This is a genomic window from Aporhodopirellula sallentina SM41, assembly GCF_000346505.1.
Taxonomy (GTDB): domain Bacteria; phylum Planctomycetota; class Planctomycetia; order Pirellulales; family Pirellulaceae; genus Rhodopirellula; species Rhodopirellula sallentina.
Genome location: NZ_ANOH01000431.1, coordinates 1 through 23849 on the forward strand (window position 1 = coordinate 1; position 23849 = coordinate 23849).

General features: G+C 57.7%; 21 protein-coding genes and 1 other RNA gene. 15 read left to right on the plus strand and 7 right to left on the minus strand.

The genetic code is table 11. From position 1 onward, the window contains the following. The 3 genes from RSSM_RS35045 to RSSM_RS27740 all read left to right on the plus strand — a co-directional run. On the plus strand, positions 1 to 299 hold a 299-nt coding region (locus RSSM_RS35045), incomplete at its 5' end, for a hypothetical protein (protein WP_044303852.1). A gap of 280 nt (positions 300 to 579) precedes the next feature. Next, positions 580 to 1203, plus strand: coding sequence for a hypothetical protein (locus RSSM_RS27735; RefSeq protein WP_144060174.1), 624 nt, complete (start codon positions 580 to 582; stop codon positions 1201 to 1203). A 260-nt stretch (positions 1204 to 1463) separates the two neighbouring features. After that, entirely contained in the window at positions 1464 to 1895 is a 432-nt protein-coding gene (locus tag RSSM_RS27740; RefSeq protein WP_008687643.1) for a peptidylprolyl isomerase, read from the plus strand. 134 nt (positions 1896 to 2029) lie between these two features. Here the strand turns inward: RSSM_RS27740 and RSSM_RS27745 are convergent, their stop codons facing one another. The 4 genes from RSSM_RS27745 to RSSM_RS27770 form a co-directional block, all read right to left on the minus strand. Continuing rightward, complete coding sequence (locus RSSM_RS27745) at positions 2030 to 2734, minus strand: hypothetical protein (protein WP_008687645.1); 705 nt, start codon at positions 2732 to 2734, stop codon at positions 2030 to 2032. A 630-nt stretch (positions 2735 to 3364) separates the two neighbouring features. After that, complete coding sequence (locus tag RSSM_RS27750) at positions 3365 to 4219, minus strand: glycosyltransferase family 2 protein (protein ID WP_081613911.1); 855 nt, start codon at positions 4217 to 4219, stop codon at positions 3365 to 3367. A 1307-nt stretch (positions 4220 to 5526) separates the two neighbouring features. Further along, on the minus strand, positions 5527 to 6075 hold the full coding sequence (locus RSSM_RS27765) for a hypothetical protein (protein ID WP_044303866.1): 549 nt from the start codon (positions 6073 to 6075) through the stop codon (positions 5527 to 5529). Positions 6076 to 6352: 277 nt separating this feature from the next. Further along, complete coding sequence (locus RSSM_RS27770; RefSeq protein WP_063709143.1) at positions 6353 to 9349, minus strand: protein kinase domain-containing protein; 2997 nt, start codon at positions 9347 to 9349, stop codon at positions 6353 to 6355. Positions 9350 to 9678: 329 nt separating this feature from the next. On the opposite strand from RSSM_RS27770, the gene hemC reads away from it, so the two are divergent. Then, a complete protein-coding gene (gene hemC, locus RSSM_RS27775; RefSeq protein WP_144060177.1) occupies positions 9679 to 10623 on the plus strand; it encodes a hydroxymethylbilane synthase in 945 nt (314 codons plus the stop codon). A 31-nt stretch (positions 10624 to 10654) separates the two neighbouring features. Here hemC and RSSM_RS27780 read toward each other — a convergent pair whose 3' ends face one another. Beyond that, positions 10655 to 11236, minus strand: coding sequence for a glutathione peroxidase (locus RSSM_RS27780; protein WP_044303868.1), 582 nt, complete (start codon positions 11234 to 11236; stop codon positions 10655 to 10657). Positions 11237 to 11369: 133 nt separating this feature from the next. Between RSSM_RS27780 and RSSM_RS27785 the strand changes: the two genes are divergently transcribed. From RSSM_RS27785 to RSSM_RS27805, 5 genes are all read left to right on the plus strand, one after another. Next, on the plus strand, positions 11370 to 12101 hold the full coding sequence (locus RSSM_RS27785) for an SDR family oxidoreductase (protein WP_044303855.1): 732 nt from the start codon (positions 11370 to 11372) through the stop codon (positions 12099 to 12101). A 174-nt stretch (positions 12102 to 12275) separates the two neighbouring features. Beyond that, complete coding sequence (locus RSSM_RS27790; protein ID WP_236621437.1) at positions 12276 to 13088, plus strand: hypothetical protein; 813 nt, start codon at positions 12276 to 12278, stop codon at positions 13086 to 13088. A gap of 154 nt (positions 13089 to 13242) precedes the next feature. Then, complete coding sequence (locus RSSM_RS27795; protein WP_008687667.1) at positions 13243 to 14424, plus strand: Gfo/Idh/MocA family protein; 1182 nt, start codon at positions 13243 to 13245, stop codon at positions 14422 to 14424. A 153-nt stretch (positions 14425 to 14577) separates the two neighbouring features. After that, the gene (locus RSSM_RS27800) at positions 14578 to 14814 is read left to right on the plus strand and encodes a hypothetical protein (protein ID WP_008687669.1); all 237 of its coding nucleotides are present in this window, start codon (positions 14578 to 14580) and stop codon (positions 14812 to 14814) included. A gap of 123 nt (positions 14815 to 14937) precedes the next feature. Then, complete coding sequence (locus RSSM_RS27805) at positions 14938 to 16410, plus strand: GumC domain-containing protein (protein ID WP_008687671.1); 1473 nt, start codon at positions 14938 to 14940, stop codon at positions 16408 to 16410. 123 nt (positions 16411 to 16533) lie between these two features. Here the strand turns inward: RSSM_RS27805 and RSSM_RS27810 are convergent, their stop codons facing one another. Next, positions 16534 to 17118 carry a DUF2141 domain-containing protein gene (locus RSSM_RS27810; protein ID WP_236621438.1) on the minus strand — a complete coding sequence of 195 codons (585 nt, stop codon included), beginning with the start codon at positions 17116 to 17118 and terminating at the stop codon, positions 16534 to 16536. Positions 17119 to 17334: 216 nt separating this feature from the next. Between RSSM_RS27810 and ffs the strand changes: the two genes are divergently transcribed. The 6 genes from ffs to rpoN all read left to right on the plus strand — a co-directional run bounded on the left by ffs (position 17335) and on the right by rpoN (position 22199). Next, positions 17335 to 17429, plus strand: an RNA gene (gene ffs / locus RSSM_RS32175) — signal recognition particle sRNA small type. Between the two features lie 101 nt (positions 17430 to 17530). Continuing rightward, positions 17531 to 18721 carry a DNA polymerase III subunit gamma/tau gene (dnaX, locus tag RSSM_RS27815; protein WP_008687675.1) on the plus strand — a complete coding sequence of 397 codons (1191 nt, stop codon included), beginning with the start codon at positions 17531 to 17533 and terminating at the stop codon, positions 18719 to 18721. Positions 18722 to 19065: 344 nt separating this feature from the next. After that, positions 19066 to 19548, plus strand: coding sequence for a hypothetical protein (locus tag RSSM_RS27820; RefSeq protein ID WP_008687676.1), 483 nt, complete (start codon positions 19066 to 19068; stop codon positions 19546 to 19548). A gap of 36 nt (positions 19549 to 19584) precedes the next feature. Continuing rightward, complete coding sequence (locus RSSM_RS27825; RefSeq protein ID WP_008687678.1) at positions 19585 to 19971, plus strand: YbaB/EbfC family nucleoid-associated protein; 387 nt, start codon at positions 19585 to 19587, stop codon at positions 19969 to 19971. Continuing rightward, positions 19968 to 20567 carry a recombination mediator RecR gene (gene recR / locus RSSM_RS27830; protein ID WP_008687680.1) on the plus strand — a complete coding sequence of 200 codons (600 nt, stop codon included), beginning with the start codon at positions 19968 to 19970 and terminating at the stop codon, positions 20565 to 20567. Before RSSM_RS27825 ends, recR begins: the two co-directional genes overlap by 4 nt. Positions 20568 to 20711: 144 nt before the next feature. Further along, positions 20712 to 22199, plus strand: a complete 1488-nt coding sequence (rpoN, locus tag RSSM_RS27835; RefSeq protein WP_144060178.1) for an RNA polymerase factor sigma-54 — start codon at positions 20712 to 20714, stop codon at positions 22197 to 22199. A gap of 13 nt (positions 22200 to 22212) precedes the next feature. On the opposite strand, the gene RSSM_RS27840 is transcribed toward rpoN, so the two are convergent. Then, positions 22213 to 23811, minus strand: coding sequence for a sulfatase family protein (locus RSSM_RS27840; RefSeq protein ID WP_008687683.1), 1599 nt, complete (start codon positions 23809 to 23811; stop codon positions 22213 to 22215). Positions 23812 to 23849 lie beyond the last annotated feature (38 nt).

The window sequence follows — 23849 nt, forward strand, 5'->3', positions numbered from 1 at the left end:
CGCGATGGCCTGAAAACGAAATTCTTGGACAAAAAACGGTCTACCCAACCGCACGCGTGTTTGTATGCCCTTGCGACGTAGCGAGGTTTCCCAAACGTCGTTTGCAACGCACCCATAAAATAGCCGAAATCCGCGTGCGCTCCAGTGGTCGAACTGATTTCTGGTGCGATGTTGCTCCTTCTCGGGTAAACCATTCGACCCCGCCGGCAGCCGTTCGTGGCCGCACAGTTTCTCTTTCTACACGGTTCAAAATGATTGAAAACGGCGCGAAAGTCGCATCGCAATTGGACTCAGGCTAAGGGAGGATTCGCGATCACAGGCGATTGCGCAACGTATTCCCTCGGTCAGATGCGATGGCCCTCTGTCGGATCAGAAGGTTGTATCGACGCAGGGGGGGGCAGCGGCAATTTGACTCGTTTGAATGCGTAGAGGTGGGCCGCCTCCCGCGATTCGAGGTTCTTCGCTAAAATTCCTGCCATTGCGGAAGAACAACGCTACGACGCTTTCGCTTCTGATCGAAGCCGACGGCGGGTATTTCACAGCCCGTCATTCCTCGCTGTTAATGGATTGATGGGCGATATGTCCAACGACTCTTTCTCCTCCGGTAGTTCTTCAGGTCCCACCGGCCAGAATGGCAACTCGCCTGGTGTTCCGGGCAGCCAGCCCGACGGTTCTTCCTCGACCAAGAATCGCAAAACTTGTTTGTGGATTCTTGGAATTTTGTTGGGCGGTGGCTTTTTCTTGATGATCGTTTGCTGCGGTGTCGGTTTATACGGCGTGCAGAATTACGGTTCCGTCATCTTCGAGCCCGTGCGTGCTGAACTCAATCAGATGGCGGAACTGCGCAGCGAAGTGGGGAATATCGAATCATTGAACATGAATGTATTCGCCACCGTGGAGGAAGGGGAATCCAATCCCGAGTTCGTGATCTTGGACGGGAAGTCCGACCAGGGCGACATTCAACTGTCGGTCAAAATGGATAACTCTGGTGAGCTGCAAAAAGTCTTTCTGGTGCTGCCCGACGGCAGTCGCAAACCGATCGATATGGACAAACGCGTGGGATCGACGACCGTTGTCCCCGCCCCCACGCCAGGCGGCAACTCCGAGCAGACGCCGGGCGATGCGGAGGAGTCCACCCGAACACCGCTCGATGAAACCGAGCGTGAGCTTCGTGAACTCGAAGCAGAATTGGACCTGACCTAGTATTCCGCTGCAACGTGGCTTTCGGGAGGAATGGTAGTGGGTGACGCGAGGAATCCCCTTGCGTGACTAGCACATCAAGGACTCGTCGCCTCGTCCAGTACCCGAAAATCAAGTTGACATGAAGTACTAGTTGCGGTCGGCGAGCGAATGAACTGGTTCGTGAGTGACTGGCCCGCTCATTGATCCGCCGCGCTGCGTCGGCTATGGTCCCGCCTGTTCCAAAACGCCTATTTCCCTACTCATTTCACGAAATCACTACGATGAAAGTAGCTACGTTCGAGACCAATCGCGGTACCATCAAAGTCGAACTTTTTGAAGAGAAGACTCCCAAGACCGTTGGCAACTTCGAAAGCCTCTGCGAGAAGAAGTTCTACGACGGGTTGAAGTTCCACCGCGTGATCGCTGACTTCATGATCCAAGGTGGTTGCCCACAAGGAACCGGAACCGGCGGACCGGGATACCAGTTCGAAGACGAGTTCGACCCTTCGCTGCGTCACGATGGTCCCGGCGTTCTTTCGATGGCCAACGCAGGACCGAACACCAACGGTTCGCAGTTCTTCATCACGCACGTTGCGACCCCGCACCTGGACGATCGTCACTCGGTGTTCGGGAAAGTGATCGAAGGACAAGACGTCGTTGATTCGATCAAGCAAGGCGACGAAATGACCACGGTTCGCGTGACCGAAGAGTAGACCCTCGTATTCCACTGCAGCGTGGCTTTCGGGGGGAATCGTAGTGGGATGACGCAAGGAATCCCCTTGCGTGACTAGCGATCAAGGACTCGTCGCCTCGTCCCCCTACCCGAAAATCAAGTTGACATGAAGTACTAGCGGTCGCATCCCGAATCGCAATCGCAACCGGATTCGCACGAGTTGCAGGTGTTGCATGCCGGTTCGATCAATCCGCCATGGTCGCATGTTTGCCATGTGCCAAGCAGGTGCGGGCTCTTGTTGCGGCAACGGTTACGCGTCTCTTCGGCGTATCCGGCCCAAACCGCTGAGTACGAATTCCGGCTGCGGAACATCTGCAGCAGGCTGCTCGGTGGTGGCAGGGTCGGACGGTAGTGTGGTCGGCACTCGCTGAGTCCCTTGCAGTGGCAGTCAGCACCGTTGACGAGTTCACCGCACCCGCTGCCGCACCCGCACGATGGTTTCGAACAGGAACCCGAGTCGCAACCGCAGTCACTCGCCGGCGTGTAGTACGGGTTCGCGGTCGGGGTCGGTCCGGCGAAGTGGTCTGGCTCGCTGTACGCGCCGCCGACGGTTCCGGCGTCCTGGTAGATCATCTCGCCAGCATGCGAGGTGAGGGTTTTCCCTTCTCCGTCGCTGTCCTTCGCCTGATTGGGTTGGACGCTCGTTTGCGAGACGTCGGCTGCCGGTGCGAGGCTGAAGTCTTCCGATGCGTAAGCGTCCGAATCGTGAGACGCCGCTTCGGCCCAATCACCGAGCAGGGAATCAAGGTCAGCACGTGCAGCAGATGCGCCGCAAACGGTTGCGATGATAGCGAGAGCAGCGGAGAGCGAACGTTTCATGTTTGATCCTTGAAGATGTCTTCCCGATCGGTAGTCGAAGTACCGTTAGGAGGTATCGACCGATCGGGGGAGACGGCAACGCAGCAAATTCAATGGCTGTTAGCGGTTCGCCAACCGATGCAATCCGCTAATCGGAAAAACCGGAACCCTCGATATCGCCGCTTTTCTTCTGTGTGCGGATGTTCAGAGGTTTGGTTGCTTTGAAAGAGGGGGCGATTGTTTTTGGCGGGCTGTTGATTCATTCGTCTAACAGCAATACCGTTCAATTTTCGTTTAACCCGTGCCCGAAGGGTAGGTTGTGTTCCGTCAAGCGTCGCCTACGGCTACCGGTTAAACGAAAACGCCACAACCCGGTGCTTCATTGAACGGTATTGCGGTTAAACGAAAACAGGTTGACTCTTGATTAAATCGACAAACCGACTAGCGAGGGATCACACGCAACCACTCGCTGGCGCATCGGGCCGGTGTTGCCATTAATCAACAAACCGTCAACGAAATCGCTCGTCGTGACGGCCGGCATCTAGTCGCGTATCGGCATCGTTCGACATGCCGGTCTCTACGGGTATGGGATGCGTCCGCGTGGCTGCATTGGGGTGGCGCTTTCGCGCGACAGGTGTCCCTTGAGGCGTCTTAGCGTCGCAGGAGGCCGTATTTGGCGATGCAGTAGAGAGCCGCGACGCCGTCCTTCCAGGTGATCTTTTTGCCTTCGTCGTACCACCGATGCTGGTAGCGAATTGGGCGTTCGGTAAAACGCAATCCGAGTCGCGCCCAACGTGCAGTCATTTCGATTTCAATACCGAATCGATCTTCTTTCAGGGCGGGCAGTATTTGGCGAAAGTGTTCACGGGTCGACATTTTGTAGCATGTCTCGACATCGCTCAGTCGAGGGCCGATTGCGATGCTCGCGAGCATCGTGATCAATCCGTTGACGGCCTGGTGCCACCACGGTGAAACTTGTCGGTCACAGTGGCCGTAGCGCGTTCCGTAAACCACATCAGCAGAGTTCTCGATCAGCGGTTGGAGCAACCCTCGAAGGTCATCGGGATCGTATTCGCTGTCAGCGTCTTGGATCACGATGACGTCCCCGGATGCGGCTTCAATTCCACTGCGGATCGCTGCGCCTTTGCCACGGTTATGTTCATGGCGAATGAGTGTGACATCCTCGGATGCGCTGCACGCATCGAGTACTTCGGAGGAGCCATCGTTGGATCCATCGTCGACCAGAATAATCTCCAGGGGGATGCCAGTTTGACGCAGACGCGTCAGCACCTCTTCCACGGTATCGCATTCGTTGTAAACGGGCACGATGACGCTGAGTAAGAACCCCGGCGGCAACGAAAAAATTGCGAGTCGTCGACACGCGTTGGGGCCGAGAAGTTGCTTCACTTCTGCGACATAATTGTCGTCAAACCATCTTGCTTTATGCGGGGCAATGTGATCTTCATTGGCGGCGAGATGATCGGTCTGATCGGGGTGTTCATTCATGATGATCCTAGGTCTCGCGCGAGCCGATGCGTGATCGGTTTGAGACGAGTTATGCACAAAAAAATCTTCCGGCTAAGATACCGTTTTTGCAAGCTCAAACGCATCGGGAAAATTTTTCCAACCCGCAAAGGGTCACTTTGTTGTTGACATCGGACAGTCGTAACGGCAAATTCTTCATGGCTTCAACGACACGGGCGTCACCGCGGCCACGTTCGATTGTTATCTCACGCGATCGAGCTGTTTCGGTCCAACTTTTCTCGACGCCTTGCTTTTCCATACGGAGTGCGCAAGATGCATTTTGATAGGGTAACGTACACAATGTGCATAGTTAACTCACATCGAAAAGCATCGGATCAACACACCTTCGGAATCACTCCGAGCTCTTTCCAGCGTCAGTGCCTTTGGGCCTCTACTCGCTAGGTTTTTAATTCATCGGTCGGCGCAGGATCGCGTCGTCCATTGGTACGTCACAATGATTGTGGACGAGTCACCGGGAGATGGTTCAGACGGACGCCACCAACGAGGTTTCGGCCTCGGGACACGGATCGTCACTCCCAGATTTTTTCTTGTTGGTAACCTGAAGAGTTTTCCGCAGAACTCTCTTCGACAATTTCTTTTGTCGTCAGGCTTCGGACCAAACGTAGTTCATGGATGAGTTACGTCGGGCGATTGCCGAAGGATCAACAAAGCGAACTCAGTGAAGCAGGATGTGGAGCTGGTTCGCTTTTTTTATGCGCTCTCATCTTTGATGTGTTCAAGCGAAGATGCGCTCAAACGAAGGGGCGTCTAAACGAAGGCGCACGGCGCGTTCAAACAAACGTGGTTTTTCGTTTGAGTCGAATCAACGAGCGATGATCGGTGCGGATCAATCGTCTATCGCTACACCGGCTGTTGATTTATTCAAGAGTCAACCTGTTTTCGTTTAACCGGTAGCCGTAGGCGACGTGCAGTTGCAAGTACGTCGCCTTTGGCTGCCCCGTTAAACGATTAAATCAACAGCCCGGCAAGCGAGGGGTTGTGTGTGATCCCTCGCTAGCTGTGTGTGATCCCTGCTAGCGCAGCGGGCTGGTAAAGCAGCTGCCCATGATGCGTCAATGTGTCGCTGCGTTCATGCTTCCATGCATGATTGCTTTGCCGAGCGGGGTCGCCAAGATCTGCGACGGGCGACCGAGATAATCGCGGCTTACTTAGAAGACCACGATCGCGTTGCAGCGAGGTCGCGAAAACAAGATTGAGGCTCAGGCTCAGTGCAGTACAGCGCAGTGCAGTGAAAGGCCTCGGTGGTTGGTCTGGACGCCGATGGTTCGCTAGCGAGCGTCGCGACGGTAGCGAGGCTTTCTCGCTTTGGGTAATTCGATTTGATGTTCCTCTTGGAACCGTCGACGTTCCACCGCGTCGGCGTAGTAGGTCAACCAAGTCTCGTTGTCGTCGACGCAACGCCATTCGAGTTCATTGCCTTCGACTGCCACCTTCTTTTCACAACATGGCAGGATGTCGCGATAGATCACGCGGTAGAGTTCTCGGTCGCTCAGATGGTCCGTGCACGAGAGAACGATTCGTTGTGACTTGAGTTTCTCGATCGTTCGTTGCAGAACGCTCGAGAGGGAATCGTCGTCGAGCGATTCGGGGGAAGGAATCTGCAACGGCGGATTGAACCAATCGCGGATCGGAAGAGCCGGGGCACGTTCCCAGGCCAAGATCGATGCGAGGTATTCGTTTTCGACTGGTAACGGCATGTACCGCATCGTGGGGTCATCGATTGAATCATCACGATACGGTTCTAGCTCGTCTCTCAGTCGAGCGTTGTCGATCAGTAGATCCACTTCATCGATCATAGGTCGACTCGTCTCACTCATATCCATCGTTTCCTTCACCTTCCCAATTGAAACCGGCCACACGTCTCGCGTGTGATTCGGGGAACGTTCCCCACACTCCATTTTGATGTTGATGTCGGGGGAAATTCGTGGTCGGTGACACGCCTTTCCGCGACCCACCTAGGCTATCCAACTGCCTTCGCTGATCAAACGAGAATTGAGCGAAAACCAACGAAACTTGAAGATTCGAGACGCCAGATGTCGCCCTGATCGTTACGAGCGTTAGCGTTTGACAAACAGGCGCGGCGGTAGGGTTTGCTCAGGCCTGATTTTCCACCCATTCCCGCCAATCCTCCCACTGATCCGGGCTCAGACCGAGTTCCGGTAGCGATGGGAGGCGGACGGTCCGTCCGAGGTCGGGACGTTCCAAATGGACCGATAGCAGGCCGTTGATATCGATCTCGAAACCGATCTTTCGAGTCGGTGCATGTTCGGCCGCATCCACCGAGATGCGATGGCGTCCGAGCGTCTGCCATCCTTCATCATCGAGCCCCGAGGACTCGACCAACGCGAGCGTGAGAGCCTCGTCTTTGGCTGTGCCGCCGAGTTGACGATTGGTCCGCGCGGGAGTGGGAGTGCCGCGAGTGATGATCGGGAGGATCTTCCGTTTGCCTGTTGCCTCGGAGACGACAAAACCGACGGAGTGGGTGGCGATGGTTTGTGCGGGAAGAATGCCATCGCGGTGCCCCGGCAACTCGGAGGTCACGCAAGCGGCAGCGCCCGTCGCGGCATCGGTGTAGTCGAAGAACTCGATTGAGGTTTCCTTCTTCAGTGCCGAGAAGACGCGTTTGCGAATCGGTGGGAGGCGAAGAATCGGACTGAGGACGAAGCATCGGTCGACGTCCGTAACGTCAATATCGGCGCGGCTGCATGCGAGCGCGATGCCGCGTTCGATTTGCGTCATCAGGTCGTCGCACGACGTGAGCCATTCGTCGCGGGTCACCTTCACGTTTTCTGTTCTTCCATCGTGCCGAATCTCGACGCTGCTTTCGGGGAGCAGCAGCAGTGAGTTCATCGCACGCTCGCCGGCGATTTGGACCTTGGCGGCATGCAACAGCCAACTGCGGTTGGACTTTGCCTTGGAGCCTCGTTTGGGGCGATGTTGCAGTCGGGAGCGTATCGTTTCGACGAGGCGGCTCGACCAGTTGATGGCACCGAGTTGCCAGTGCCCTGCGGAGGCGACCTGTTCGAGCTTCTTGCCACGTCGTTTGATGACTGCGACGTCGAATGCTTGGCCCGTCAGGCCAACATAAAGAATCGTTTCTGAATCGCTGTCGTCGAGCGAGACAGCCGGTTCGTTGTACTTCGTGCTCGTGTCGCCAAACGACTGATCGCTGCTGAGGGCGAACCGTGCGATCGCGACGCCTCGGTCGATCAAGCGTACCGACGGCAGGCCTGCGATACGTGCGGCGGTGTAGACGGCGCGCCGGTGCAGTTGGTCGTAGCAACCGGGCACGGTGATTGCGACCGCGTCGGGCCAACTTTCGTGTCGATGCCAGGTTGCACCGAGTACGCTATCGATAGAACCATCAGTTGAACCGGAGTTGGGCGAGCCGGGAACTGCGGGAGGCGTGTTGTCTTTCGCCCTGCTGTGGTTCATCAATGTTGTACCGACCAGGCGACGCATGCAGAGCGCCTCGGCCACGATCGGTGGGCACATCCGGCCGTCGATTCGCCGAAGCATTTCGTCGCGGCCAAAGTACATCATCTGGCAATGCGAGACGCGATGGGGATGGTTCTTGCGGAGTTCGTAGGCTTCGTGTCCGAAGAGCACCTGCCCGGGCTGCAATCCCGAGTCGCTCGATGAGTTTGGGCGCTCTGCGACGGCCATGCGAAAGAGAGGTTGGGGGCGACCTGAATTGACCGACGGCCAACCCGGTTGGATGTTCCCATCGGGCAGTCCCACGGCGGTGGCGGCGTGGGTCAGTCCCAAGTCGATTCCGAGGACACTGAGTGTTTTATTTCGTGTCGCACGCGTGCTGCGACTGATCTCGTTTGCCGTCGAGCCTTCCTCGTCGAGTTTTCGTTCGGCGAAATCCAGTACCCATGCCGGAGTCGAACGGTCGTTATCGTAAGGCGACATCGCCCGGGCGACTTCGTCCATCGACCCGTACCGCTGGGCAGGAGATTTCGCGAGCATCCTGCTGACGATGTTCGCTAGCGTCAGGTCGATGTCTTGGCGGTACGCCATCAGGTCAGGAATCTCTCCGTGCCGATGGCCATAAACTTGATCGATCATTTCGCCGGGGAAAGGAGGATGACCGACCAACAGGTAAAACAGCGTTGCACCGAGCGAGTATTGGTCGCTGCGGGCGTCCGCTGATTCAGGATCCTCGAGTTGTTCAGGCGAGATGAAAGCGAGCGTGCCCAGTAGCGAACGTTTCGGTGAAGTGAATGGTTGCAAGGAGTCGGACTCCTGCGAACCAGAACCGGATGGCATCGCCGAGGATGACTCCGACGGTGACGCGGAGGTGACCTGTTGAGGATCGATGACTCCGATCTTGCTATTGGATTTGCTCTCATTGGCGTTGTGCCAGTGACGCGAGAATCGGGCCAATCCGAGATCGAGCAGTTTGATCGTTCCTTCCTGTGAACGCATCAGGTTTCCCGGCTTCACATCCCGGTGAATGATTCCCGCGGTGTGGGCGTGATGCAGCGCGAAGGCGGCTTGGCGGATTGCCGACGTCGCGTCGCCGATCGAAAACGGGCCTTCCTCAGCGACGATTTGCGACAGGGTTTTTCCGTTGACGTATTCCATCGCGAGGAAATGAATTCCCTCGGATTGGCCGGCGTCGAAGGCGGTCACGATGTTGGGGTGCATCAACCGTGAGGCGGCGCGGATCTCTTCGTGGAAACGGTTGACCGATCCGCTGCGACCGAGCCATTTCGCCGGCAGGATTTTGAGGGCAACGGTGCGGCCCATCGAACGGTGTTCGGCAAGGAAGACTTCGCCCATCCCGCCTCGGCCTAGGCGGGTGCCGACTCGATATCCTCCGATGACTTCCGGAAGCGGGCCGAACTCCTCGGGTTCCATCTCGTCGAGTTCGATGGAGACGGAATTGTCGTCGGACTGCCAATCCTGCGTGTGGTCTACTGAATTCGCCTTGCCGCGTTGGCTGGTGGTGCCTTGGGGGTGCCGCGCCGAGCCACCGGAGGTGGGAAAGTGGCTGATCGGAGGTGCCCAATCACTCGAATCCAAGCTGGCAGAATCCATCTGCGGCTCGGGAGTATCGGGATCGCTGGCGTTAGAAGACACGTTGAGGGGAATCCGAAAAAAGGGGGCCGGACATGACAGGTTTCGGCAGCGACGGTGTCCCCCTAAACTGCCGTGGAAAACGAACTTCAGGATAAACTAGCACCGCTCGTAGGGAACGCATAAATCGTCCAATCGTCCGGACCCGCCATCCATCGTGGCCGTGTTTCGCGTTCATTCGCGTCGTCCGGAATATGCGGGATTAGCGTTTGGCCGCAGTTGTCGCTCGTTGTCCGCTCATTTTTGACGATTGGATCAAATTGAACGATTCTTCCACTCCATCTCCTGAACGTATCCCCACGCCGCAGGTACCCGCTGATTCAGACCGAATCATACGAATCGCGACTCGTGAAAGTCCCCTGGCAATGTGGCAGGCTCGCTATGTCGCATCCCGGCTCAAAGAGCACGGAGTCGCGACCGAGTTGGTGCCGTTGGTCAGCAAAGGCGACACCGATTTGCGGCCGATCGACGGCACCCGACAGGTAGGTTTGTTCACGAAGCGGATTCAGCAGGCGCTCGTCGACGACGAGGCTGACGTGGCGGTCCATTCGCTCAAGGACTTGCCGACGCAGGTGGACGAACGTTTCTCTCTCGCCGCCGTTCCGGTGCGAGAAACGGTGCGGGATAGTTTGGTGAGCGTCGATGGGGTTTCGCTCGACGATCTTCCGCAGGGGGCGATAGTGGGAACCGGTAGCACGCGGCGCATCGCTCAACTGCGGTCGATACGGAGTGATTTAGAGGTGTTGCCGATTCGCGGAAACGTGCAGACTCGATTGGCAAAACTGCGCGGAGGGGAGTTCGACGCGATCGTGCTCGCCGAAGCGGGCGTGGTGCGTTTGGAAATGCATGATCTGCCGCGGGTGCCGTTTTCACTCAAACAGATGTTGCCCGCACCCGGTCAGGGCGCCCTCGGTATCGAAGTGCGGAGTGACGATGAGTTTGCTTTCGCGGCGTTGTCGAAACTGGACGATCGGCCGACACGGCTCGCGGTGATCGCCGAGCGGACCGTTCTGGCCGAACTGCACGGCGGGTGCCTGGCGCCGATTGCCGCGTTGGGGACGATCGAACAAACGCCTGATTCAGAAACGACGGAACTGAGCCTGACCGCCGTTGTGCTGTCGCCCGATGGTTCCCGCCGATTGCAAGAGCAGGCCCGATGCCGCGTCGATCTCAACACGGCGACCGCCGAGGTTGCTTCAGCTGAGTCGCTCGGCGGGAGAGTCGCGGAGGCTCTTCGAAGTGACGGTGCGGGCGAATTGATCGCGGCCGCCCGATGACCGGCCGCGATGGAAATCCGATCGAGAACGTCTAGCTCTTGCTGGACAGTTGTGCTTCGATCGCTGAGATGAGTTCTTCGTCGAACGGTTTCGTTCCCGATCCGAAGCGATTGACCACGTTTCCATCGCGTCCGATCAGGAACTTTTCAAAGTTCCATGAGACGGGACCGGCGCCCTTGGGCTGAGCATCCTGTTTGGTCAGGTGTTTGTAGAGGTCGCAGGCGTCGGGAGTGTTGACTTCGATTTTGCTCATCATTGGGAACGTGACGCCGAATTTGCTGGTGCAGAATTCTTTGATGTCGGCGTTGCTGCCGGGCTCCTGCCCACGGAACTCGTTGCTGGGGAAGCCCAGGATGACGAGGCCTTTGTCCTGGTACTTCTCGTAGAGGTCCTGAAGACCGGCGTACTGTTTGGTGTAGCCGCACTTGCTGGCGACGTTCACGATCAGGACGACTTTGCCCTCGTAGTCGTGCAGGTCGACTTGTTCGCCGTCGATGTTCTTGGCGGTGAAACTGAGTGCGCACGAGTGTTCAGCGGTCGCGGCATCGTCGGCGATCGCGGCGGTGGACATCAGGCAAGCGAACGCGGCTGTGAGCAGAAAGAGTCGGTTCATCATGTAGTTTCCAGAAGGGAAGGAACTGGGGCAAAAACAAAAGTCGCGGTATGATAGTGGGTCAGCCAGTGCTGTGCCGCGATGAACGGACATCGCGACTGATTTTGCCGCGATCATGATGAGGTTAGCCGAGATGAATCTGGATGGAAAAGTTGTTGCGATCACGGGCGGAGGCACCGGAATCGGAGCGGGAATCGCACGGGTGCTGGCCGAAGCGGGCGCGAAGGTCACCATCGGCGGCCGCCGCAGCGAACCGCTCGATCAACTCGCCGCGTTGGTCGACGCACCGCATCCGATTCGCACGCACACAATCGACGTCGCGGAAAACTCCACAATCGAAGCTTTCTTTCGAGACGTTCATGACAACGTCGGACCGGTCGACATCCTGGTCAACAGCGCGGGCATCAATATCGCCAAACGCACGATGGCGGAGATGGATCCGGACGAATGGGACCGGGTGATGCGGATCAACGCCACCGGGGCCTATCGGTGCATGTGCGAGGTGTTGCCCGCGATGCGAGACCGGCGTGACGGTTTGATCATCAATATTTCATCGATCGCGGGAAAACGGGCGATCAGTTTGGGCGGGATTGTGTACTGCGCGAGCAAGTTCGCGATGACCGCATTGGGAACGGCGGTGGCCAATGAGGTTCGCCACGAAGGCGTGCGGATTACGAACGTTTATCCAGGCGAAGTGAACACGCCGATTCTCGATCGCCGTCCGGTTCCGGTCTCCGACGAGCATCGCGAATCAATTCTGCAACCGGAAGACATCGCCGGCGTGGTGTTGTCAATTTGCCAATTGCCTCCGCGTGCCTGTGTGCCGGAAATCGTTATCAAGCCAACGACGCAGGAATGGGTGTGAGCGATTCGGTTGCCGGTAGGGGGCCCAGTAGGGTTGCCGGGGGACGCAGGGCTGCCTGAATGTCCGGGGTTCTCTAAGTTCTCTTGCCTCGCGGCGTTGTGAAACGCTACCACTCACAGGATGGAAGAGGTCTCGCTCCAACCGAAACACTATCTCACCTGCTTTTGGCCGGGGATGGCTGAATTATGGTGGCGTGGTCGTTTTTCGGCATTGCCGGCCGCGATCGCGTTTGCCGCGGTCGTCAACGCGCTGCTGATCGCGAAATTTATCTATTCCGATTGGCTTTCGGGTGGTTTGGTTTTGCTGGCGTGTTGGGTGGTTGCGGCCGCCTGGTTGGTCCTGACCATCCGGGCGATCCGAGAATTGCCTCTTTTGCTGACGCCGCTGCAAGCAAGCGAGGAGCCAGATCGGTTCCCGGATGCTCAAGTGGCGTTTTTGCGTGGCGACTATGAGGCGGCTGAAAAGCTGCTCGGTGAAAACCTCGCGATCGAACCGCGTGATCCGCCCGCCCTGCTACTGCTCTCGGCGATCTACCGACACACCGGCCGGTTGCACGCGTCGCAATTGTTGCTGACGGAAATACGGAAATTGGAGGTCGCGGATAACTGGGGATTGGAATTCGCGGCGGAACAATCACGGCTCGAAAGAGACATCGCTGCGCGAGAAGAAGACCAAATTGAAGAGGAGGCTGAGGACGAGGCTGGAGAAGCCGCTCAGCCCGAGCCCGAAGATGAGGCTCATCCCGAGGCCACCGAACGGACCGAGCAAGCGACCGACGCGGAAGATTCTGCTCAACGAGATCCCGAGCGCGGGGCAGAATCAGATTCGGGGGCGGCGTCAGAGCGAACCGGTGCGTCCCTTTCGGAGGACTTGGTCGAGAACCTCGCCGAAGATCAAAGCCGAGAGCGAGGAGATGAAGATCTGCCGAATCACAATGATGATAACGAGGGTTCCGGCGAGCCGGTCAGGACGAACCGGGCCGCGTGAGCGGTTGTGGATCGCTGCGACAATTTGAGTCGTTTGTGGCGCCCTTGTGGCGGTGTTCGGGGGGATGATGCCTGTTTATACTCGCCCGCGAGTGAGTTGAGGCCGGAGCCTCTACGAACAGTCACGTCTATCCCCGAGTCAAGCGAGCAGAGTTATGTCGGAACGACCCCTCAACGTTGGTTTAATCGGTGGCGGTGGTGGAGCCTTTATTGTGCAGCCACACCAACGTGCCATTCATTTCGACGGAACGCGTCGGGTAACGGTCGCGGCGCTGCACCCTGACCCCGAAGTGGCTCAAGCGGAAGCCGCCGCGTGGGAGTATCCGCTCAAGGGGTACGACAGCTACGATGATTTGATCAAACAGGAAGCCGCCAAACCGCTCGGCGAGCGAATCGACTATGCGTTGATCGTGACCCCAAACCACGTGCACTTTGACCCGGCGATCAAGTGTGTTCAAGCGGGAATTCCGGTCTTCTGCGAGAAGCCGCTGACTCTGAATATCGACGAAGCCAAACAGTTGGTCGATGCGGTCAAAGAGAAGAATGTTCCGTTCGCCGTTTCACACACCTACCTCGGTCATTGGACGAGTCGTTTTGCGCGATTCATCGTCAAGAGCGGATTGCTCGGCGACGTTCGATGGGTCGATTCTTACTATCTGCAAGGATGGCTCGCGGCGCGGACGGAGGACTCGGGGAACGCGCAAGCGGAATGGCGTGTCGATCCGAAGAAATCTGGTGCGAGCCTCTGCGGTGGTGATATCGGGACCCATGCATTGATGCAGTTGCGATACGTTACTGGGCTCGACGTCACGCGTGTGCAAGCACACCTGGAAACGTTCGTCGGTGGGCGGAGCCTCGATGATCACTTCACGACCTACGTGGAGTTGTCCAACGGTGGTCGTGGTTTGGTCCGCGCTTCGCAAATTGCTATCGGTCACAAGAATGATCTCGGCATCGAAATCAACGGCACCAAGGGATCACTCGTGTGGCGTCAGGAGTTCCCTGAAGAGTTGACGATCCGGTTGCCCGACCAACCCGACCGGACGTACTTCCGCGGTTCGGTTTCTGCTAACGATGGATTCCTCAAAGACCTGCCCGAGGAATTGATGGCGGAACCGAATATCCCGCCGGGGCACCCCGAGGCGTTCCATGATGCGTTCGCTCGATTGCACCGTTGTTTTGAACAGGACGTTCGGGCGTATAACGACGGCAAGCCGTTTGAATGCGATGGCAGCAAGTATGCCAACATCGACGACGGCTACATGGGAATGGCCTTCATTCAAGCATCGGTCAAGAGTTCGCAAGAAGGCAACGTTTGGGTCAACATGGACTGCTAGTCTTCCACTGCAGCGTGGCCTTCGGGTGGAATCGTAGTGGATGCCGCAAGGAATCCCCTTGCGTGACTAGCGCGTCAAGGACTCGTCGCCTCGTCCACTACCCGAAAAACAAGTTGACGTGAAGTACTAGGCGTGTAAACGTCGCGGCATGACGTGATTGGCATCGTCGATCGAGAAGGTGTCGATCGAGAAGGTGTCGATCGAGAAGGTGCCACACATGATTTGCAGGACGACGCCGTTTCGTTAACGAGCCGGCAGGTCACCGCATGTGTGTTCACCAGCCGGTATTTATTGATGCGATCGGATCAACCGTTATGTCCGGGCGCAAAGACCGCGTGGGGTGACGCGGCAGGTGGAATCTTTTGGGGTGGGTACGTCGCTGCGTCCTAGTGTTCTGCAGACGTACCGAAGCCCCGTCTCGACCAGCGGGATCGATCCGCGAATGTGCGGTGAGGTTTCGGCGATACGTCTTTCCGTTTGACGAAACGACTCCATTCCATTGCCGACTCTGCTATGTCTTCCGCACCGATTCCTTGGAAATACCTGCGTAACATCCTCGTGCTGTTTGCCCCGTTGTGGGTAGGCTCAGCCTTGTTGTTTGGAATCGGCGGTCTCGGAGTGGCGGTCCTGTCGAGCGATCGATGGTTGGCCCGTCAGCCTTTGGTGTTGCGTGACGAAGCGAACGGCGCGGTTGACCGGCTGGGACGTTTCGGTAGCCAAACGGAACTCAAAGCCGCCCAAGAAACCATTCTCGAAGTTGCGCAGAACCCGGAGGTCGTCGCGTCCGCACTTCGGCAACTCGGTCCGCCCGATGGTGGAAACGATCCTTCTTATCCGACGCCAAGCGAAGTGGACGATATCGCGAAGGAATGCGTCAACGTGGTCGCGCCGCAGGGGCGTGAGTTTGGAAACACCGAGGTGGTTTACCTCGCCGTGGAAGCTGAAACTCAGGAGCGAGCCGGTGAGTTCTGCCGCGTGCTGTTGGATAGTTTGACGTCTCACCTGCGTGAAGTGCGACGCATTCGTGCCGACAGCGTGATCGTCGAGTTGACCCACGCGAGAGATCTCGCGCGACAGAAACTCGACGCGGCTCTCGGCCGCATGCGTAAGATCGAATTGGAGGTCGGTGCCGACCTCGGAGAACTTCGCAATCTTAATGATACGATTTCCGGTGACGGTGCGAGCCGTCGGACGATGCAAGAGATCGAACGCGAGCTACAGATTGCTGAGTTGGAAATGCGACGGCTCGAGGCGATGTACGAATTGTTGCTCGCCGGTTCGAAGAACGCTCGCACGTTGTTGATCAGCGGGGATGAGTTGCTCTCGAGTCAACCTTCGCTGCAACGGCTCAAGGACGGATTGATCGACGCACGTATCGAAGCCAGTCGTCTGGCGAGCATTTACACAACCGAACACCCGCGACGCCGTGCGGCCATTACGACCGAACGAGAAATCGAACAACGCATGCTCGAAGAAGCACGTCACGCGTTGAAGGCGATGGAACCAACGTTGCGACTGAGCACCGAGCGTGTTCGTCGTCTGCGTGAGCAGCATTCGGATCTCAGCGAAAAACTGACTCGGCTCGCCGGTGTGCGTACGGGTTATTCCAAACTCGACTCTGAAATTGATGCTTTGACTGATAACCTCGCTCGCGCCGAAGACGCGCTCAGCAAAGCACAGGCGAGCCGGTCGGCTGCCCTTTCAACAAACCTGCTTTCCGAACTCGGGCCGCCTCAGGTGGGTGACAAACCCGAGGGGATGTCCGGTTCGATGACCACGCTCGGTTCGATGATCGCCGGTTTGGTTTTCGGTTTGGGAACTGTGTTCCTGGTCGCACCTGGACCAACGGGGCCAACGTTTGGACGTCGCCTCGGTGATTACCTGACCGGTCGTCGCAGCACGGATCCGGGAAACCATACCCCCGGCCAACGTCCCGCCGAGGGCGTGCCGCCGGACGGGGTTGAGCGACGTCGTCGCCAGGGCTAGGCATCGAGGATCACCGAGTTTAACTGCAGCCAAGAGCCAAGAGCCAAGAGCTAAACGGGCGAACGTCACATGCGTCGCCCGTTCGATTGGCGTGTCAGATTCTCTGCCTACCAGATTCTCTGCCTACCAAATTTTCAGTTCGATCACGCTGTCCGCTTCGGGGAGTGCGATCGTGGCACTCTCGAAGGACGGCGGACCCACTGTTCCGCGGGCTGCGTTACTGAATCCGTAGCGTTCGGTGGGAATACCGAGTGCGTTTCGGTCGAGCTTTCCGTTGGAATTCATGTCGTGGTAGGCCGCGATCGCGAATTCGGCCGGCAATTCGCTCAGAGCGACCCGGAACTCGCTGATCCCGTTGGGAGCGACGACGAGTGATTGTTTCCAATCGGCCGCTTCGGGAACGTTGAAATCTTCCTCGCTGGTGTAGATGGCCACTCGAATTTCGCCGGCGCTGTCGGCGGCGCCCACGACACGCAGCACAAATTCCGGTTCGGTCGAGGTAATGGTGGCTTGAGTCGGGGTGGCTTGTTCAATCGCGTCGGCGCTCGGGAACGAGGGTTCGCGAAACCGGTTTTGTTGATACGCCAACACCGCCACGCCGACCAAAAACACGCCGGCGGCGAAACACATTAGCAGCGTACCGTGATTGGCGTTCCATTGGTCTGAGTACGATTTCCATGAAACGTCGCCCCGCGGGTTTGCGGGCATTCTACCTTTGGCGGTTTCGGTCGGTCGGGTAACGGGCGGATGTTCCTCGTCCACAAAGAGCTCTCCAAAAATCACTGAATCAAGTCAAACGCGGGACGCTATTTGTACCCCATCGTAGCAGTCCTGATGAATCTCAAGTTAGCCGATTGCTGTGCCTTCCGCGAACAGTGATGTTGTTCTAAACTACGGCTCGATCAGAAAAATACCCCGTGTGATGGTGGCGGCCCTTGCGACTGCGAGCTGTGAACCTGGTCAGGCCTTAACTGGAGCAGCCATAAGCGGTGTAGCTTTGTGTGAGGGTCGCCTCCACCACGCGGGTTGTTTTTTTGCCGGGGGGGAGAATGTTACTCCGTCCCCTGTGTCGATCGACGGGGCCACTCTCGCCAGCAACAGGTAATCAATCGCCACCAATATGGGCAGTTCAGCTAGAGAGCAGGAGTCTGACAACGGTTCCTATGTCGTTGTGGCTCGTCGATATCGCCCTCGCGATTTTGACCAACTCGTCGGCCAGGACCACGTCGCCAAGGCACTGCAGGGAGCGATTGAGACGTCTCGCGTCGGGCACGCGTATCTCTTCACCGGTGCCCGCGGGGTCGGAAAAACCAGTACCGCGCGGATCTTCGCGAAGGCGCTCAACCATCCCGAAGGTCCCACCGCAAACCCTGACAGCGACAGCGATATCGCTCAGGCGATCGATTCCGGCGAAGACGTCGATGTGATCGAAATCGACGGTGCGAGTAACCGCGGGATCGATGAAATTCGTTCTTTGCGGGCGAACGTCGGCGTCCGGCCGAGTCGATCCCGGTACAAAATTTACATTATCGACGAAGTCCACATGCTGACCGGGGCGGCGTTCAACGCGTTGCTCAAAACGCTCGAGGAACCGCCCGAGCATGTGAAGTTTATTTTCTGCACCACCGATCCGGAGAAAATCCCGATCACGGTGCTCAGCCGATGCCAACGGTTCGATTTTGCTCCTGTTGAAAGCAGCAAAATTGTCGGACGACTGCGCGAAATCGTCGAGTCGGAAAACAATACCGCCGAAGACGAGGCCCTCGAGCTGCTCGCCCGACGGGCGGCCGGTTCGATGCGAGACAGCCAGTCGTTGCTCGAGCAGGTGTTGAGTTTCAGCGACGGGCATTTGACCGCCGATCAGGTCCACGTCATGCTCGGCACGGCGGACGATCAGCGACTGCACAAACTCGCTCAGGCGTTGCAGGCTCGTGATGCCGCCGCGGCGATCAAACAGGTCGACGAAGCCGTTGCGGCCGGAGTCGACGCGGGGCGATTGGCCGAGCAGATGCTCGGATATCTTCGTGATTTGATGACGGTGAGTGTCGGCTGCGACGCCAAAATGATGCGTTACGCGGCCGCATCCATGCACGGATCGCTCGTCGAACTCGGCCAGCAATGGGGACTGCAGACCGTGCTCGCGATCGTCGGGCTCGTGGATGAAACCCTCGTCCGGATTCGGCACAGTGTTCATTCACGCGTGTTGCTCGAATCCACCCTGATTCAAATTTGTCACCTGCCGGATTTGCAGGCGATTGTAGATCTGACGTCGGCGGCGAAGGATGCCGGCGGCGAAAAAAAAACATCGTAGCGCGAGTTCCAGCTAGACCGGCTGCCAACACTCCCGCGGCTTCTTCGGTCCAAGCGAGCCCGTCTGCTCCAGCGAATTCGTCTGCTTCAGCGAACCCGTCTTCCCCAGCGAGTCAGTTGGCTCCTCCAGATCAGGCAACCCAGCCGAGTTCATCTCAGCCCAGTCCGGCCCAGCCAAGCCTATCTCAGCCGAGTTCCACGCAGCCCAGCCCAACCCCGTCCGCTTCTGCGGCGACCGAGCCCTCCGGCGCGGCGGGAACGACCTCGGTCGCGACAGTAGGGTCAGCTCCGGCGACGGGAGGATCGGCAAGTCATTCGCCGTCCACCGGTTCGTCTTCGTCTGCGGTGGCAATAAGCACTCAACCGGCCAGCCCGCAAGGTTCCAAAGAGTCAACCGCAGTCGCGGCCGGTTTGGACAACGCCTCGCCGTTGACCGACGCCGAACTGCAGCCGTTGTGGAACCAGGTTCTCGATGAAATGGATCCGATCACGGCGACGTTGGTGAAGGCCGCCGAAAAGGTCGGCGTGCCTCAGCCCGGCGTGCTGCAGTTGACGTTTCCCGAAGCGTCCGGGTTGGCGATGAGCCGGTGCGGCTCGGCGACCAACAAAGATGAGATTGTCCGAACGGTGGCTCGCGTGACCGGGCGTCGTTTGAGTCTCGCGTTTGCGACAGGCACCAAAGCACCGGTGGTGGCTCAGGCGGTGGCAAAACCGAAGGCAAAGAACCGCATGCAGCGGATGCGGGAAATCGAATCCAACCCGATGGTCCGAGCGTGTATCGATCTGCTCGGCGCTGAAATCGTTCGCATCGACACGCCGCGAAACTAACCCCATTTTCTTCATTTCCTCGATAGGACTCATTTCATGTTTAAAGGACTCGGAAACCTCGGCAATATCGCTTCCATGGTCGGCAAATTGCAGGATCTGCCGCAACAAATGCAGGACCTGAACGAACGGATGAAGTCCGAACGTGTGACGGCGAGTTCCCCGTGCGGGCACGTGTCGGTCACCATGAACGGCGTTGGGGAAGTGCAGTCGGTCGACGTCAGCCCTGAGGTCTTTGGCGGGGAAGGCGGTTCCGCGGTCGCCCCCGAAACACTCGCCCAAGCGATCCAAGAGGCAACGAACTCGGCCGGTTCGGAAGCTAAACAGCTCTACGCCGGAGCCGTTCATCAACTGGCCTCGGATCTCGATCTGAATATCCCCGGCATGGACGGACTGCTGTCGAGTTTGACCGGCGGCAACGGATGAGCGGGCATGCCGGTGCGGTCTCGCAACTGGTCGATCGGCTGAGCCAATTGCCCGGTATCGGCCGTAAAAGTGCCGAGCGTTTGGCGTTTCACCTGCTGCGTGTCCGTGAGGACGAAGCGTTGGCGTTGGCGGACGCGATCCGGCGAGTGAGAACCGACGTTCGGTACTGCGCCGATTGCTACAACTTGTCCGAAAAGGAACTCTGTCAAATCTGCGCCGATCCGAAACGCGACCGCACTCGGTTGTGCGTGGTCGAGCAGCCGCGGGATCTACTCAGCCTCGAGGCGTCCGGCGCCTACAAGGGTCTGTATCACGTTTTACTCGGCCGCATCGCACCGCTCGACGGCGTGACACCCGACCAACTCACGATCGATTCGTTGGTTGATCGTGTGCGGACGGGAAACTTTTCTGAAATCATCATGGCGACGAATCCGACGGTTGAGGGCGACGGCACTTCGTTGTACCTGTCCAACCAACTCGGCGAGTTCCCCGTGGAAATTACCCGCCTGGCGCGCGGGATCACCGCAGGAAGTGTCCTGGAATATGCCAACCGAGAGATCATTGCCGACGCGCTCACCGGACGCCAAAAACTCTGAGAAAAACGGGGTGAAACGCGAACTTGCTTTCGTCTTTCCACAAAAATCACGAATCATTCTTTTAATTGGCACCGTATTCGCTCTACAATAGCCGGGACTCCTATTCACCCAACTATTCTCTAGAAGAATCGAACTCTCATGCGGATGTCAGTGGGGCTGCACGCCCGACAAAGCCAGGTGCAAAAACTGGCGCCTCGGATGATCCAATCGATGGAGATCCTGCAAATGCCGACGCTGGCGTTGCAGGAGCGGATCGAGCAGGAGATGAATGAAAATCCGCTTCTCGAGCAGGTCGTCGGTGACCCGCTGTCGCCCGAAGAGTCTGACGACGACGGTCCAACCAAGGACACCCGCAGCGAGGACGAGAAGGAGTTGGTTGTCGATAACGATCACGACAACAAAGACGATTTCGAGCGTTTGCTGAACATGGATGCGGAGTCATCGAGCAATTTCGATGACTCATTCCGCCGCAGTGCAAACCGCATGTCGGAAGAGGCTGATCGACGGCACGACATGATGGCCAATGCGCAGTCACGTCCCGAATCGCTTAATGACTATCTGCTGCACCAACTCGCGGAGTTGGATATCGATGATAACGTCGAACAGATTGCCGAGCGGATCATCAGCACGCTCAACGCATCCGACGGCGGATACCTGCGCAGTCCGATCGCGGACATGTTGCCACCGGGGCACACCAAAGAGGACCTCGCTCAGGCGGAGGAAGCTCTACGTGTGGTGCAGTCGCTCGAACCGACGGGGATCGCCGCCCGCGATTTAGCTGAGTGTCTGATTCTGCAACTCGATCCCAACCATCCGCATTACGAGGAACTGGAGAAACTAATCCGGTTCCACCTCAACGACCTCGCCGAAAATCGCCTGCCGCAGATTTCGAAAAAGACTGGCTATTCGATCGAGCAAATTCAGGAACTGCGGAACGATCTGCACCTGCTCAATCCCAAACCCGGTGCGGCGTTTCTAGAAACGTATGTCCCCAATGTCACGCCCGATATCATTCTCGAACAGGATGAGTCGGGTGAGTATCGGGTGCGTTTGGACGACGATCGCGTTCCCAATCTGTTCATCAGCGAGTACTACCGCAGACGCCTTCAGGCATCGGACTGCACCGCCGAGGAGCGGGAATTCATCAAGCAGAAAATCAACGGCGCGCAGTGGTTGATCGACTCGATCGAACAACGCCGCTCGACGCTAACCAAAGTCGCCGAGGCAATCGTTGAACACCAACGACGATTCCTTGACGAAGGACCTGAGGCGATCGAGCCACTGAAAATGCAACAGATCGCCGACAAGGTCGGGGTCCACGTCACCACGGTCAGCCGAGCGGTGGACGACAAGTGGATTCAAACGCCGCGAGGCATTCTGCCGCTGCGTCGGTTCTTCGTCGGAGGCACCCAGACCGAAGACGGCGATGACGTGGCGTGGGATACGATCCGTTTGAAGTTGCAAGAATTGATCGACAAAGAGGACAAGAGCAAACCGTTCAGCGACGAGGCGCTCGTCGACGAACTGCGTGCCGCCGGAATGACGGTGGCTCGTCGTACGGTGACCAAGTATCGCAAGAAGATGGGAATCCCGAGCAGTCGCCAACGACGCGACTGGACCTTATCGTCTTAGTCGAACGTTGTCCTTATCGGGTCGGTTTCACATAGTCGCCCGATTCGAAAATCACATCGTCGGAAACTCGTGGGTCGCCTGTCGTTTCGAGGTGCGTCATCAGTCGACGGTGCAGCCGCTGTCGCTCGGTTTCCCAGTCCGGATTTTCGGCCAGGTTTGTGGTGCAGTCGGGATCGTTGGCGAGGTAGTACATCTCGAACTTCGGACGACGCCCCACCGCTGCATCGAAAGCGTCTGGATATTGATCGCGGTTGAGCACGATGAACGCTTTCGTCGGACTCGCATCGAGGTCGCCATAGGCGGCGAACGTGTTGTTCGTCAGCGCGTCTTTGTTGGGGACTTCCCAATCGGACTGCAGGATCGGTCCATCGCCCATCGGAGTTCGTTCGGGCTCGAAGTTGATGATGTACAGCCAGTCCTTGGTTTGAATCGCCCGTTGTGGATAAGGCAAATAACCGCCTCTCGCTTTGGCGACATGTCGTTCGCGGCCCGTGATCGCGGCATCCCGTTCCGGATCAATCTGACCGCTGCGTGAATCGACGAGAATGTCGACGATCGGTTTCGCGATCATGGATTCCGGGATCTCGACATCGGCGACCGATAGGAACGTGGTCGCCAAACTCGGCAGGCTCACGAAGTCCTCCACCAGACGTCCAGGATGCGGGATACCGTCAGGCCATCGGATCGCCAACGGCACGTGCGTTCCAAAATCATAAAGGTTGCACTTGCCGCGGCTGACACCCGGAACGCCATGGTCACCACTGACAACGAGGAGCGTTTCGTCGGCGATACCCACGCGGCGGAGTTCTTCGTCGAGGACGCCGAGGGCGGCATCAAACGCCATCGCTTCGCCGAGATAGTCGGCAAAGTCTTCTCGCACGACCGGAACGTCAGGCAGATACGACGGAAGTTTGCCTTTGAGATCATCGGGGTCGATTCCCCATAACGCCTTCCCGCTGCCCGCAACCCATTTGCGGTGAGTATTGGTCGGTCCGAACCAGTAACAGATCGGTTGTTTGCTGTCGAGTTTTCGGTCGTCGTCTGCATCGAGGAACGAACGGATGTTGCGTCGAACCTCATCCAATAATTGTTGTTTGCCCACTTTGTGATTCTTCGCCTTCATCGCAACTTGCGAGAACGCATTGAATCGTCGGCCGGCCGATTCGAATTCGGTTCGCTTGCCACCGTGTGGTGCATCGACAGGTTGGCCGGGGCTCCAAACCTTGTAGGTTTGTCCGATGCGGTATCCCGATTCTTCCAACAGCAACGGGTACGCGGGTAAACTGAAATCCCAAATTGCTCCCTGCAAGATTGAAGATTTTTCGCATCGCCAAAATGGTTGTCCCGACAGCAGCGAACTGCGGCACGGCGTGCATGAAGGGGCGCTGACAAACGCGTTGGCAAAGAGCACTCCGTCACCGGCAATCTTGTCAAAGTTCGGCGTGTGAATCACTTCGCTCGGACTGTTGGGAAAGCGTTTCGCGTAGGCGCTCGCGTAACACCCCCAATCATCCGCGAACGCCATCACGATGTGCGGTTGTTGGCTCTTTGTTGAAAGCGGTTCGTCCGCGTGCAACGCCGGGACGAAAACGCATCCAATGAGTGCTGCCACATGACATGCGATCGAGCCAATGTCGACATGGTTTCGGT

Excerpts from the sequence above, each read along its gene's own strand:
- dnaX (WP_008687675.1), top strand. The coding sequence starts at position 17,531 with ATGGGCAGTTCAGCTAGAGAGCAGGAGTCTGACAACGGTTCCTATGTC.
- rpoN (WP_144060178.1), top strand. The coding sequence starts at position 20,712 with ATGTCAGTGGGGCTGCACGCCCGACAAAGCCAGGTGCAAAAACTGGCG.
- RSSM_RS27825 (WP_008687678.1), top strand. The coding sequence starts at position 19,585 with ATGTTTAAAGGACTCGGAAACCTCGGCAATATCGCTTCCATGGTCGGC.
- RSSM_RS27805 (WP_008687671.1), top strand. The coding sequence starts at position 14,938 with ATGTCTTCCGCACCGATTCCTTGGAAATACCTGCGTAACATCCTCGTG.
- RSSM_RS27810 (WP_236621438.1), bottom strand. The coding sequence starts at position 17,118 with ATGCCCGCAAACCCGCGGGGCGACGTTTCATGGAAATCGTACTCAGAC.
- RSSM_RS27795 (WP_008687667.1), top strand. The coding sequence starts at position 13,243 with ATGTCGGAACGACCCCTCAACGTTGGTTTAATCGGTGGCGGTGGTGGA.
- RSSM_RS27785 (WP_044303855.1), top strand. The coding sequence starts at position 11,370 with ATGAATCTGGATGGAAAAGTTGTTGCGATCACGGGCGGAGGCACCGGA.
- RSSM_RS27765 (WP_044303866.1), bottom strand. The coding sequence starts at position 6,075 with ATGAGTGAGACGAGTCGACCTATGATCGATGAAGTGGATCTACTGATC.
- RSSM_RS27745 (WP_008687645.1), bottom strand. The coding sequence starts at position 2,734 with ATGAAACGTTCGCTCTCCGCTGCTCTCGCTATCATCGCAACCGTTTGC.
- RSSM_RS27740 (WP_008687643.1), top strand. The coding sequence starts at position 1,464 with ATGAAAGTAGCTACGTTCGAGACCAATCGCGGTACCATCAAAGTCGAA.
- RSSM_RS27750 (WP_081613911.1), bottom strand. The coding sequence starts at position 4,219 with ATGAATGAACACCCCGATCAGACCGATCATCTCGCCGCCAATGAAGAT.
- recR (WP_008687680.1), top strand. The coding sequence starts at position 19,968 with ATGAGCGGGCATGCCGGTGCGGTCTCGCAACTGGTCGATCGGCTGAGC.
- RSSM_RS27790 (WP_236621437.1), top strand. The coding sequence starts at position 12,276 with ATGGCTGAATTATGGTGGCGTGGTCGTTTTTCGGCATTGCCGGCCGCG.
- RSSM_RS27735 (WP_144060174.1), top strand. The coding sequence starts at position 580 with ATGTCCAACGACTCTTTCTCCTCCGGTAGTTCTTCAGGTCCCACCGGC.
- RSSM_RS27780 (WP_044303868.1), bottom strand. The coding sequence starts at position 11,236 with ATGAACCGACTCTTTCTGCTCACAGCCGCGTTCGCTTGCCTGATGTCC.